Genomic DNA, 12863 nt, shown 5'->3' on the forward strand with positions numbered 1-12863 from the left:
CTACCGCCGGATTCATACGGACGTCCTAGACGGCTGATTTATACGGTCGTTCTAGACAAGCGTTTAATACGTGCCTACATTCCTCGGCATGACGAACCGGACGAGCACCACCCCGACCGCACCACCCCCCTCCGCCACCCGCGCCGGGCGTCGCGCGTGGACGGCGCTCGCCGTGCTGATGCTGCCGCTGCTGCTGGTGTCGATGGACGTGTCCGTGCTGTACTTCGCCACCCCCGCGATCAGCGCCGACCTGCACCCGAGCGGCACCCAGCAGCTGTGGATCTACGACATCTACGGCTTCGTCCTGGCCGGCCTGCTGATGACGATGGGCGCCCTCGGGGACCGCGTCGGCCGGCGCAGACTCCTGCTGTTCGGCGCCGCGGCCTTCGGCGGCGCCTCCGTGCTCGCGGCGTACGCCGACAGCGCCGCCACCCTGATCGCGGCCCGCGCCGTCCTCGGCATCGACGGCGCGACCCTGATGCCCTCGACCATGGCCCTGGTGCGCACGATGTTCACCGACCCCGGCCAGCGGGCGAAGGCGATCGGGCTGTGGTCCGGGGTGATGACCGCCGGCATCGCGCTCGGCTCGGTGATGAGCGGCCTGCTGGTCGAGCACTTCTGGTGGGGCTCGGTCTTCCTGGTCAACCTGCCCGCGATGGTCCTGCTGCTGGCCCTCGGCCCGTTCCTGCTGCCCGAGTCGAGGAACCCGGAGCCGGGCCGCTTCGACTGGCTGAGCGTGCCGCTGTCGATGGCCGCCGTCCTGCCCGTGATCTACGGCCTGAAGGAGATCCCCTCCGAGGGCTGGCACCCGCTGTACGTCGTCTCGGTGACGGTCGGCCTGCTCTTCGCCGTGCTCTTCGCGCACCGCCAGCGCACCGGCGCCTCCCCGCTGATCCCGCCGGCCCTGCTCCGGGGCCACGGCTTCGCCCCCGCGCTGGCCCTGAACACGGTCGCCGCGCTCGCCATGCTGGGCTCGGCCGTCTTCACCACGCAGTACCTCCAGTCGGTGCTCGGCAAGAGCCCGCTGGCGGCCGCCCTGTGGAGCCTGGTCCCCTCGGTGTTCATCGGCTTCGCCGGGCCCCTCGCCACGCTGCTCGTACAGCGTGGCGCCAAGCGGGGCCACGTCGTCTCCGGCGGGTTCGCCGCCATGGCGGGCGGCTTCTCGATGCTCGCCCTGATCGGCACCGACTCGCTGTGGCTGGTGCTGGCCGGCGCCGGGGTCCTGGCCTGCGGGATGGTCACGATCACCTCCCAGCTCACCGACCTGGCCCTCGGCAGCGCCCCGGAGGACCGGGCCGGCACGGCCTCCTCGCTGCTGGAGACCGGCACCGAGTTCGGCGGGGCGCTCGGCATGGCCCTCCTCGGCTCCATCGGTACGGCGATCTACCGCCACGAGATGCCGGACAGCGCGCCCGCCCAGGCCCGCGAGACCCTCGGCGGCGCCCTCGCCACGGCCGCCCGGCTGCCCGGCCGGGCCGGCGACACACTCCTCGCCACCGCCCGCGAGGCCTTCACCAGCGGGATGCGGGGCGCGGCGATCGCGGGGGCCGCGCTGCTGGCGCTGGCCGCGGTGGGGGCGGCCCTGTCCCTGCGGAAGACCGACTAGCGCCGGATGAAGAGAAAGAGAAGGACGCCGGGGTGGGCTGAGAATCCCTCAGGCCACCCCGGCGTCCTCGCGGAAGTGCCGAAGCCGGAGCGTCAGACCAGGTTGACCGACCGGGCCGAGGTGGCGCCGATCTCCGCGGCCACCTCGCCCAGCACGCCGGCCGCCACCGTGTCGTCCACGGTCAGCACGGCGAGCGCCTCGCCGCCGACGGTCGCCCGGGCGACCTGCATGCCGGCGATGTTGATGCCCGCCTCGCCGAGGATGCGGCCGACGGTGCCGACGACACCGGGACGGTCCTCGTAGCGCAGGACGACCATGTGGTCGGCGAGGGCCAGGTCGACGTCGTACTCGCCGACGGCCACGATCTTCTGCACGTGCTTCGGGCCGGCCAGCGTGCCGGAGACCGACACCTCCTCGCCGGTGCCGAGCGTGCCGCGCACGGTCACGACGTTGCGGTGGTCGGCCGACTCGGAGCTGGTGGTCAGCCGCACCTCGACGCCGCGCTCCTGCGCGAACAGCGGGGCGTTGACGTACGACACCGTCTCGTCGACGACGTCCTCGAAGACGCCCTTGAGCGCGGAGAGTTCGAGCACCTTCACGTCGTGCTGGGTGATCTCGCCGTACACCTCGACGTCCAGCCGGACGGCCACCTCGCCGGCCAGCGCGGTGAAGATGCGGCCGAGGCGCTCGGCGAGCGGCAGGCCCGGCTTGACGTCCTCGGCGATGACCCCGCCCTGCACGTTGACCGCGTCCGGCACCAGCTCGCCGGCGAGGGCGAGGCGGACCGAGCGGGCGACCGCGATGCCGGCCTTCTCCTGGGCCTCGTCGGTGGAGGCGCCCAGGTGCGGGGTGCACACGACCTGGTCCAGCTCGAACAGCGGCGAGTCGGTGCACGGCTCCTTCGCGTACACGTCCAGGCCGGCGCCGGCGACCCGGCCCTCCTTCAGCGCCGCGTACAGCGCCGCCTCGTCCACGATGCCGCCGCGCGCGGCGTTGACGACGCGCACCGACGGCTTGACCCGGCGCAGCGCCTCGTCGCCGATCAGGCCCAGCGTCTCGGGGGTCTTGGGCAGGTGGACGGTGATGAAGTCGGAGACCTCCAGCAGCTCGTCCAGGGAGAGCACCTTGACGCCCATCTGCGCGGCCCGGGCGGGCTGCACGTAGGGGTCGTAGGCGACGACCTTCATGCCGAAGGCGGACATGCGCTGCGCGACCAGGGCGCCGATCCGGCCGAGGCCGACGACGCCGAGGGTCTTCTCGGCCAGCTCGACACCGGTGTACTTGCTGCGCTTCCACTCGCCGTTCTTGAGCGCGGCGTTGGCCTGCGGGATGTTGCGCGCGGTGGCGAGGATCAGGCCGCAGGCCAGCTCGGCGGCGGTCACGATGTTGGAGGTCGGGGCGTTGACGACCATCACGCCGGCCTTGGTGGCGGCGGAGACGTCGACGTTGTCGAGGCCGACGCCGGCGCGGGCGACGACCTTCAGGCGCTTGGCGGCGGCGATGGCCTCCGCGTCCACCTTGGTGGCGGAGCGGATCAGGATCGCGTCGACGTCGGCGATGGCGGGGAGCAGTTCGGCTCGGTCTGCTCCGTTGGCATGCCGGATCTCGAAGTCCGGGCCGAGCGCGTCGACGGTCGCGGGCGAAAGCTCTTCGGCGATGAGTACGACGGGTTTCGAGCTCACGTGAGTCCTCACAAGTCCAATGCGGACGGCCGTCCCGACGGCCGCAGGCGGTGGAGGGGCTAGCCGCGGAAGACGCACGACGCTGTGGGCCTGACGCGTGTTTACGCAGCAGTCTAGTGGCGTGGCGGGTTTCGTTCTGCGCCGCTGCGGAAGGATCACCCGTCCGTGGCTGGACGGGATGGACAACGGGGGCCGGGGCTGTCGGCCCCGGCCCCCCGCGTGAGGCTTACGCCTCCTCGTTCACCCAGCTCATCAGCTTGCGGAGCTGCTTGCCGGTGGTCTCCAGCAGGTGCTCGGAGTCCTGCTGCTTGTACTCGTTGTACTTCTTCAGGCCGCCGTGGTACTCGTCCATCCAGTTGCGGGCGAAGGAGCCGTCCTGGATCTCGGCGAGGACCTTCTTCATCTCGGCCTTGGTGGCGTCGGTGATGATCCGCGGGCCGGTGACGTAGTCGCCCCACTCGGCGGTCTCGGAGATGGACCAGCGCATCTTCTCCAGGCCGCCCTCGTACATGAGGTCCACGATCAGCTTCAGCTCGTGCAGGCACTCGAAGTACGCGATCTCCGGCTGGTAGCCGGCCTCGGTCAGCGTCTCGAAGCCCGCCTTCACCAGCGCGGCGGTGCCGCCGCAGAGCACGGCCTGCTCGCCGAAGAGGTCGGTCTCGGTCTCCTCGGTGAAGGTCGTCTTGATGACGCCGGCGCGAGTGCCGCCGATGCCCTTGGCGTACGACAGGGCCAGCGCGAAGCCGTTGCCGGAGGCGTCCTGCTCGACGGCCACGATGCAGGGGACGCCGCGGCCCTCCTCGTACTGGCGGCGCACCAGGTGGCCCGGGCCCTTGGGGGCGACCATGCAGACATCCACGCCGGCCGGGGGCTTGATGAAGCCGAAGCGGATGTTGAAGCCATGGCCGAAGAACAGCGCGTCGCCGTCCTTCAGGTTCGGGGCGATGGACTCCTCGTAGACCTGGGCCTGGATCGGGTCCGGGACCAGGATCATGATGACGTCGGCCTCGGCGGCGGCCTCGGAGGGGGTCACCACGCGCAGGCCCTGCTCCTCGGCCTTGGCCTTGGACGTGGAGCCCTCGTGCAGACCGACGCGGACGTCGACGCCGGAGTCGCGCAGGGACAGCGCGTGGGCGTGGCCCTGGCTGCCGTATCCGATGACCGCGACCTTGCGGCCCTGGATGATGGACAGGTCGGCGTCGGCGTCGTAGAACAGCTCGGCCACTTTGGGTTCTCTCCTTGGTGTGCAGGTTGTGCTTCCCACCGTATGCCGGTGAGGGGAAGGGAGGCTTCGGGATCTCGGCATCCGGGCGGCCGGTGTCGCGGCGGCCGCCCGTGTCCCGCCTTACGCGGACCGGTCGAGCGCGCGCAGCGAGCGGTCGGTGATGGAACGGGCCCCGCGGCCGATCGCGATCGTGCCGGACTGCACCAGCTCCTTGATGCCGAACGGCTCCAGCATCTTGAGCATGGCGGACAGCTTCTCGCCCGAGCCGGTGGCCTCGATGGTGACGGCGTCCGGGGAGACGTCGACGGTCTTGGCGCGGAACAGCTGGACGATCTCCACGATCTGGGAACGCGTCTCGTTGTCGGCGCGGACCTTCACCAGGACGAGTTCGCGCTGCACCGCCTGGCCGGGTTCCAGCTCGACGATCTTCAGCACGTTGACGAGCTTGTTGAGCTGCTTGGTGACCTGTTCGAGGGGCAGTTCCTCGACGCCCACCACGATGGTGATCCGGGAGATGTCGGGGTGCTCGGTGACCCCGACCGCGAGCGAGTCGATGTTGAAGCCGCGCCGGGAGAACAGGGCGGCGATCCGGGCGAGGATGCCGGGCGTGTTCTCCACCAGGACGGAGAGCGTGTGCTTGGACATGGTGTCGGGTCTTCCCTCGCTCAGTCGTCTGCGTTGTCGCCGAAGTCGGGGCGGACGTCCCGGGCGGCCATGATCTCGTCGTTGGAGGTGCCGGCGGCGACCATCGGCCACACCATCGCGTCCTCGTGGACGATGAAGTCCACGACCACGGGGCGGTCGTTGATGGAGTTCGCCTCCGCGATGACCTTGTCCAGGTCCTCGGGGCGCTCGCAGCGCAGGCCCACGCAGCCCATCGCCTCGGACAGCTTCACGAAGTCCGGCACCCGGGTGCCGCGGGCGTCGGGGTTGACGTCCTCGGGGCCGCTGTGCAGCACGGTGTTGGAGTAGCGCTGGTTGTAGAACAGGGTCTGCCACTGGCGGACCATGCCGAGGGCGCCGTTGTTGATGATGGCGACCTTGATCGGGATGTTGTTCAGGGCGCAGGTGGTCAGTTCCTGGTTGGTCATCTGGAAGCAGCCGTCGCCGTCGATCGCCCAGACCGTGTGGTCCGGCTGCCCGGCCTTGGCGCCCATCGCCGCCGGGACCGCGTAGCCCATGGTTCCGGCGCCGCCGGAGTTGAGCCAGGAGGCGGGGTTGTCGTACTGGATGAAGTGGGCGGCCCACATCTGGTGCTGGCCGACGCCCGCCGCGAAGATCGTGCCCTCGGGGGCGAGTTGGCCGATGCGCTCGATGACGGCCTGCGGGGACAGCGAGCCGTCCCCGGGCTGCTCGTAGCCGAGCGGGTAGGTGTCGCGCCAGCGGCTGAGGTCGCTCCACCAGGCGGTGTAGTCGCCCCGGTGGCCCTCGCTGTGCTCCTTCTGCACGGCCTGGACCAGGTCGGCGATGACCTCGCGGGCGTCCCCGACGATCGGCACGTCCGCCGCGCGGTTCTTGCCGATCTCGGCCGGGTCGATGTCGGCGTGGACGATCTTGGCGTACGGCGCGAAGCTGTCCAGCTTGCCGGTGACGCGGTCGTCGAAGCGGGCGCCGAGGGCGACGATCAGGTCGGCCTTCTGCAGCGCGGTGACGGCGGTGACCGCACCGTGCATGCCCGGCATTCCCACGTGCAGCGGGTGGCTGTCGGGGAACGCGCCGAGCGCCATCAGGGTGGTGGTGACGGGCGCTCCGGTGAGTTCGGCGAGGACCTTCAGCTCGGCGGTGGCGCGGGCCTTCAGGACGCCGCCGCCGACGTAGAGGACGGGCCGCCTGGCGGCGGTGATCAGCTTGGCGGCCTCGCGGATCTGCTTGGCGTGCGGCTTGGTCACCGGGCGGTAGCCGGGCAGGTCCATGGTGGGCGGCCAGGAGAAGGTGGTGCGCGCCTGGAGGGCGTCCTTGGCGATGTCGACCAGGACCGGGCCGGGGCGGCCGGTGGCGGCGATGTGGAAGGCCTGCGCGATCACCCGCGGGATGTCCTCGGCCTTGGTGACCAGGAAGTTGTGCTTGGTGACCGGCATGGTGATGCCGACGATGTCCGCCTCCTGGAAGGCGTCCGTGCCGATCGCCTTGGAGGCGACCTGGCCGGTGATCGCGACCAGCGGGACCGAGTCCATGTGGGCGTCGGCGATCGGCGTGACCAGGTTGGTCGCGCCGGGGCCGCTCGTCGCCATGCAGACGCCGACCCTGCCGGTGGCCTGCGCGTACCCGGTGGCCGCGTGGCCGGCGCCCTGCTCGTGCCGGACCAGGACGTGCCGCACCCGGGTCGAGTCCATCAGCGGGTCGTAGGCCGGGAGGATCGCGCCGCCGGGAATGCCGAACACCGTGTCCGCGCCGACCTCCTCAAGGGAGCGGATCAGGGACTGCGCGCCCGTGACGTGCTCGACGGGGGCGGACTGCTGTCCTCCGGATCGGGGCCGCGGCTGCGGATGGGCCCCGGTGGCCTGCTCGGTCATCGGCATTCTCTTCTCGATGCTGAGGGTTTTTGCGAGGTTTGTACGGGGTTCAGGTGGTGCGCGAGAGGCACTCGTGCAACAAAAAACCCCTCGTGCCGCAAGGCAAGCGAGGGGAGCGCGTCGGTGAGGTCACTGGGGATGCCGGATCGTCCTCCGGTGGGTCCCAGTTCAGCCGACGCGCTGTCCAAGTACGAGAATTCGGGTGCGCATGGGACCGACCCTCCCCCCGACGCGCACCACGTGTCAAGTGGGTGGGACGGACGTCTCAACATGTGAACGAAGGCCACCGCCACCACCGATGACGGCGGACACGCCTCCTGTGTACACCCCCGCGCCCTTGCCCGCGAAGACCGGTTCGGCGGGCACGTGCGGCACCGCGTAGTGACCGGAGCCGAGCGCCCGGCGCAGCCGGTACTCGTCCAGCGGCCCGGCGAACGCCATGCCCTGCCCGTGCGTGCAGCCCAGCGCGCGCAGCGCCACCACCTGCTCGGGCAGGTCCACGCCCTCGGCGACGGACTGGAGCCCGAGATCACCGGCGATCCGCAGCAGCCCACCGGTGATCTTGTGCAGCCGCGCGGACTCGACGACGCCCTCGACCAGACCCCGGTCGAGCTTGAGGATGTCCACGGGCAGCCGCCGCAGGGCCGAGATGGCCGCACGGCCGCCGCCGAAGCCGTCCAGCGCGATCCGCACCCCGAGCCGGCTGAGCGCGGTCAGCCGCCGCTCCAGCTCGTCCAGGCAGAGCCCCGGGTCGGTGTCGGACAGCTCGATCACCAGGGCGCCCGGCGGCAGGCCGTGCCGGGTCAGCAGCGCCTCCACGGAGCCGAGCGGCGTCGAGCGGTCCAGCAGCCGCCGGGCGCTCATCCGGACCGCCACGGGCGCCACCAGGCCGGTGGCGGCCCGCTCGGCGGCCTGCTCCACCGCCTCCTGGAAGATCCAGCGGTCCAGTTCGGCCGTCTTGTCGCCGTCCTCGGCCACCCGCAGGAACTCGGCCGGCGTGAACAGCACCCCCTGGGAGGAACGCCAGCGCGCCTGTGCGGAGACCGCCGTGATCCGGCCGTTCTCCAGGCAGACCACCGGCTGGTGCAGCAGCGCGAACTCGCCGTCGTGCAGCGCGGCGCGCAGCCGGGTGGCCAGCTCCGCCTTGCGGACGACGTCCTGCTGCATCTGCGGGCGGTACAGCTCGACCCGGCCCTTTCCGGCCGACTTCGCGCGGTACATCGCCAGGTCGGCGTTGCGCAGCAGCTCACCGGCGCCGAGGCCCGGTTCGGCGAAGGCGACGCCGATCGAGGCGTTGACCCGGACATCGTTGCCGTCGATGGCGTACGGCTGGGAGAGGGTGCTTCTCAGGCGGTCCGCCAGCTCCAGGATGTTGCGCTCCCGGGCGGCCCGGTCCCGGCTGCCGTCCCCGACGATCAGGGCCGCGAACTCGTCGCCGCCGAGCCGGGAGGCGGTGTCGCCGTGCCGGACGGCGTCCTGGAGTCTGCGGGCGGCCTGCACGAGCAGTTCGTCCCCGGCCTGGTGCCCGATGGTGTCGTTGACGGCCTTGAAGCCGTCCAGGTCGATGAAGAGCACCGCCGTGCCCCGCAGCGCGGCGCCCCGGTCGGTGGCGCGCCGCCCGGACAGGGCCTGCTGGACGCGCCGGGTGAACAGCGCGCGGTTGGGCAGGTCGGTCAGCGGGTCGTGCTCGGCGTTGTGCTGCAACTGGGCCTGGAGCCGGACTCGCTCGGTCACGTCCCGGCTGTTGAAGATCAGGCCGCCGTGGTGCCGGTTGACGGTGGACTCGACGTTGAGCCAGCCTCCCCCGCCGCCGGAGCGGAACCGGCACTCGATACGGGTGGTCGGCTCCTCCAGCGGGCTGGCGGCGAGGAAGCGGCGCACCTCGTGCACCACACAGCCCAGGTCCTCCGGGTGGATGAGCGCGGCCAGCTCGCTGCCCACCAGGTCCTCGGCGGGCCGGCCGTAGACCCCGGCGGCGGCCGGGGAGACGTACCGGAGGATGCCGTTGGGGGCGGCGATCATGATGACGTCGCTGGAGCCCTGCACCAGGGAGCGGAAGTGGTTCTCCTTCTGCGCCAGTTCCTGGGTGAGGGTGATGTTGTCCAGCAGCATGATCCCCTGCCGGATGACGAGCGCGAGCACGACGGCGCCCGCGGTGATCAGGACGACGTGGTCGGGCCGGCGGCCGTTGAGGACGTTGTACAGGATGCCCAGGGTGCACACAGCCGCCGCGAGGTACGGCGTGAGCGCGGCCAGGGAGCCGGTGATCGGCCGACCGGCCGGGTACCGGCCGTGGTCGCCGGGCACCCCGCCCGCGCCCGTGGGCGTGGGCGTGGGCGCGGTCGCGGGCACCGGGAGGACCGGGGGGTGGTGCTGCGGGGAACGCTGTCCGGGCAGGTGCTCGTGGACCACGCGCGTGTGCCCCTCGGAGCGGCGCGCCGCGCTGCGCCGGCCGGCGGCCCAGGGGGCGTAGGCGAGCAGCAGGGAGCCGGCGAACCAGCCCGCGTCGAGCAGTTGTCCGGAGCGGTAACTGCTGTGCAGCAGCGGCGAGGTGAACAACGCGTCGCACATCACGGTCAGCGCGAGGGCGCCGATCGCCGTGTTCACCGGCGTGCGGTTGCCCGGGGCGCGCCGGAAGTGCAGCGCGAGGACCATGCTGACGAGGGCGATGTCGAGCAGCGGGTAGGCCAGCGACAGCGCGGTGTGGGCCACGCTCGGGCCGTCGAAGCGGGCCGCCTGGGCGAGCGCGAGGCTCCACGACAGGGTCAGCAGCGAACCGCCGATCAGCCAGGCGTCCAGCGCCAGGCAGATCCAGCCCGCCCGGGTCACCGGCCGTTTGGCGAGGACCAGCAGGCCCACGATGGCGGGCGGGGCGAAGCACAGGAAGAACAGGTCGGCGTAGCTGGGGCTCGGGACCGTGCTGCCGAGGACGACCTCGTACCAGCCCCAGACGCCGTTGCCCAGGGCGGCCATCGCGGAGGAGAGGGCGAACAGCAGCCAGGCGGGCCGGAACCGCACGCACGTGCTGCGGGCGTACAGGAAGCAGGAGACGGCGGCGGCGCCGGCGGCGGCGCTCAGCCCGAAGTCGCCCATCACATAGGCGACCTGCTTGGTTCCCCAGTCGAACGCGGCTCCGACGGCGTAGGCCGCGCAGACCAGGGCGAGGACGAGTTGCTCCGTGAGCCGGACACTCTCGCGGGCGGCCGGCCGGCGGGGCGGCGGCATGTCCTGCGGGTGCGCGCGCACCGCGCCCTCGGGCGCGGTCGTCACCGGGGACGGCGCGCTCACCGGGGCCTCCCGGGCCGGGCCGCACCCGCGTCGCTGCGGTTCCGGTGCGCCGGACGGTCCTGCCTTCTGCGGCAGCCGGGCCGGCGCAGGTGGTGGTTGTGGTTGTGGTGACTGGTGTGGTGACCGCGCCTGCGCGTGGCCGCGCGCCAGGGTCGCCGTCGGCGGCTCCGCCGCGTCGGAAGGTTCGTCCATAGGCCGTGCATCGCCCGTCGCCCCCCTCACAAATCTGAAATGTCCATCCCCGGCGCCGAACGGTCCGCGGCGCAGCCCCTGTCGGGGACGATACACCAGGATCGTCACTCAGGGACATAGCTTCTCTACGCTCCGTGACGACCAGCGGCGATGCGGGTACGGGCCGCGTCCGGAGGGTTGCGGAGGGTGCCGGAACGGTGGGTTCAGGGCCCGTGCGCTCCCGTCGTCAGGACCACGTTCCGCAGCGGCTCCCGGTTCACGAAACGGGTCAACTGGTCCACCAGGAGCCGCTTGGCGCGCGGCAGGAAGGCCGAGGAGGGGCCTCCCACGTGCGGGCTGACGAGCACGCCGGGCGCCTGCCACAGGGGGTGGCCCGGAGGCAGCGGCTCGGGGTCGGTGACGTCCAGGGCGGCGGCGATCCGCCCCTTCGCCAGCTCGGTGAGCAACGCCTCGGTGTCCACGACCGGGCCACGCGCGACGTTGACGAGCAGCGCCCCGTCCTTCATCCGGGCCAGGAAACCGGCGTCGACCAGACCCCGGGTGTCCTCGGTGAGCGGGGTGCACAGGATCACGACGTCCGCGTCCGGAAGCAGAGAGCGCACTTCGGCGATCGGATGCACGGGGCCGCGCTCCGTGGTGCGCCGGGAGCGCGCGACGCGTGCCACCCGCGCGACCTCGAAGGGCACGAGCCGGTCCTCGACGGCGGCGCCGATCGAGCCGTAGCCGACGATGAGGACGTTCCGGTCGGCGAGGGAGGGGTGGTAGCCGCTCTCCCAGCGCTCCCGCTGCTGGGCGCGGACGAAGCCGGGGATGCCGCGGAGCGCGGCGAGGGTGAGGGTGAGCGCCAGCTCGGCGGTGCTGGTCTCGTGCACCCCGCGCGCGTTGCACAACCGGGCGCCGGGCGCGATCGAGGACAGCCGCGCGGTGATGTCGTCGACGCCGGCGGTGAGCGTCTGCACGAGCCGTACCCGGGTCAGCGCCTCCAGCGGACGGACCCGTACCGGCCACGGCTTCATGTACGGCACCACGTACACGGCGCAGTCCGCCGGGTCGCCAGGGAAGGGCTGGTCGCCGTCCTCGCCGCCGTCCCAGAACAGGTACCGGGGGCCTTCGGGCAGGCCTTCGGTCTCCTCCGGCGCAATCGGGAGCCATACGTCTGTACTCATGACAGGAGGCTATGTCAGCGGCCTGGGAGGCAGACGTTAGGTTGGTGGCCGGACTGAGGGAGGTTCACGAGCAGGTGGAGCGCAGGACGATCGGCGCGGGGGCGCTCGCGGTGGGGGCCGTCGGACTCGGGTGCATGCCGATGAGCTGGGCGTACAGCGGGTCGCGGCAGCGGGGCGACGAGTCGCTGAGATGCGTGCACCGGGCGCTGGACCTGGGCGCGGACCTGCTGGACACCGCGGACATGTACGGCCCGTTCACCAACGAGCTGCTGCTGGGCCGGGTGTTGCGCGAGCGGCGCGCGGACGCGTTCGTGTCCACCAAGGTGGGGCTGCTGGTGGGCGAGCAGCACGTCGTCGCCAACGGCCGCCCGGGGTATGTACGGCGGGCCTGTGACGCCTCGCTGCGCCGCCTCCAGACGGACGTGATCGACCTCTACCAGCTGCACCGGGCGGATCCGGAGGTGCCGGTGGAGGAGACCTGGGGTGCGATGGCCGACCTGGTGCGAGCCGGGAAGGTGCGGGCGCTGGGGCTGTGCGCGGTGGGGGCGCGCGGCGGGCGCCGCTCGCGCGGGGCCCTGCACGACACGACCCTGCGGCAACTGCGGCGGGTGCAGCAGGTGTTCCCGGTGAGCGCCGTGGAGGCCGAGCTGTCGGTGTGGTCGCGGGAGGCGCTGGAGACGCTGCTGCCCTGGTGCGAGACGCGGGGTGTGGGGCTGCTCGCGGCGATGCCGCTCGGCAACGGCTTCCTGACCGGGACGCTCCGGCCGGGCGAAGGCTTCGAACCGGACGACCTGCGGGCCCGCCACCCCCGCTTCACCGCCGAGATGATGGCGGCCAACCAGCCGATCGTGGCGGGTCTGCGCCGGATCGCGCGACGGCACGGCGAGGACGTCACGCCCGCGCAGGTGGCACTGGCCTGGGTGCTGGCGCAGGGCCGGAACGTGGTCGCCGTGCCGGGCGCCAAGCAGGAGCGCTGGGCGGTGCAGAACGCGGCGGCGGCCGGGCTGCGGCTGACCGGGGAGGACCTCGCCGAGGTGGCCGCGCTGCCACCGGCCCTGGGGTCGTGGGACTGAGGGTCGTCCGGAGGTTTTCCGGGTCTCCAGGGGGCCTTCGGGGTCTTCCGGGGATCGGACGGCGGGGAACGGGGAACCCGGACGGGCACGCGGGATGTGGGAAAGGGTGTGCCGGGAA

General features: G+C 72.1%; 8 protein-coding genes. 2 read left to right on the top strand and 6 right to left on the bottom strand.

What is annotated here, in order from left to right; genetic code table 11:
* The first annotated feature begins 88 nt into the window (after window positions 1-88).
* Window positions 89-1606: an MFS transporter gene (locus NX794_RS23190; protein WP_258780688.1), complete on the top strand. Its 1518-nt coding sequence runs from the start codon at window positions 89-91 to the stop codon at window positions 1604-1606.
* Between the two features lie 92 nt (window positions 1607-1698).
* On the opposite strand, the gene serA is transcribed toward NX794_RS23190, so the two are convergent.
* The 6 genes from serA to NX794_RS23220 all read right to left on the bottom strand — a co-directional run bounded on the left by serA (window position 1699) and on the right by NX794_RS23220 (window position 11672).
* Window positions 1699-3288 (bottom strand): phosphoglycerate dehydrogenase, encoded by a 1590-nt coding sequence (gene serA, locus NX794_RS23195; protein ID WP_258780689.1) that lies wholly within the window; start codon window positions 3286-3288, stop codon window positions 1699-1701.
* 226 nt (window positions 3289-3514) lie between these two features.
* A complete protein-coding gene (ilvC, locus tag NX794_RS23200; RefSeq protein ID WP_258780690.1) occupies window positions 3515-4513 on the bottom strand; it encodes a ketol-acid reductoisomerase in 999 nt (332 codons plus the stop codon).
* 120 nt (window positions 4514-4633) lie between these two features.
* On the bottom strand, window positions 4634-5158 hold the full coding sequence (gene ilvN / locus NX794_RS23205; protein ID WP_258780691.1) for an acetolactate synthase small subunit: 525 nt from the start codon (window positions 5156-5158) through the stop codon (window positions 4634-4636).
* Window positions 5159-5178: 20 nt separating this feature from the next.
* Window positions 5179-7026, bottom strand: coding sequence for an acetolactate synthase large subunit (locus NX794_RS23210; RefSeq protein WP_258780692.1), 1848 nt, complete (start codon window positions 7024-7026; stop codon window positions 5179-5181).
* A gap of 243 nt (window positions 7027-7269) precedes the next feature.
* Window positions 7270-10314: a putative bifunctional diguanylate cyclase/phosphodiesterase gene (locus tag NX794_RS23215; RefSeq protein ID WP_258780694.1), complete on the bottom strand. Its 3045-nt coding sequence runs from the start codon at window positions 10312-10314 to the stop codon at window positions 7270-7272.
* Between the two features lie 395 nt (window positions 10315-10709).
* Window positions 10710-11672 (bottom strand): 2-hydroxyacid dehydrogenase, encoded by a 963-nt coding sequence (locus NX794_RS23220; RefSeq protein WP_258780696.1) that lies wholly within the window; start codon window positions 11670-11672, stop codon window positions 10710-10712.
* Between the two features lie 74 nt (window positions 11673-11746).
* Here NX794_RS23220 and NX794_RS23225 point away from each other — a divergent pair, with 74 nt between their 5' ends.
* Entirely contained in the window at window positions 11747-12745 is a 999-nt protein-coding gene (locus tag NX794_RS23225) for an aldo/keto reductase (RefSeq protein ID WP_258780818.1), read from the top strand.
* The last annotated feature ends 118 nt before the right edge of the window (window positions 12746-12863 follow it).

The organism is Streptomyces pyxinicus (assembly GCF_024753135.1).
Taxonomy (GTDB): Bacteria; Actinomycetota; Actinomycetes; order Streptomycetales; family Streptomycetaceae; genus Streptomyces; species Streptomyces pyxinicus.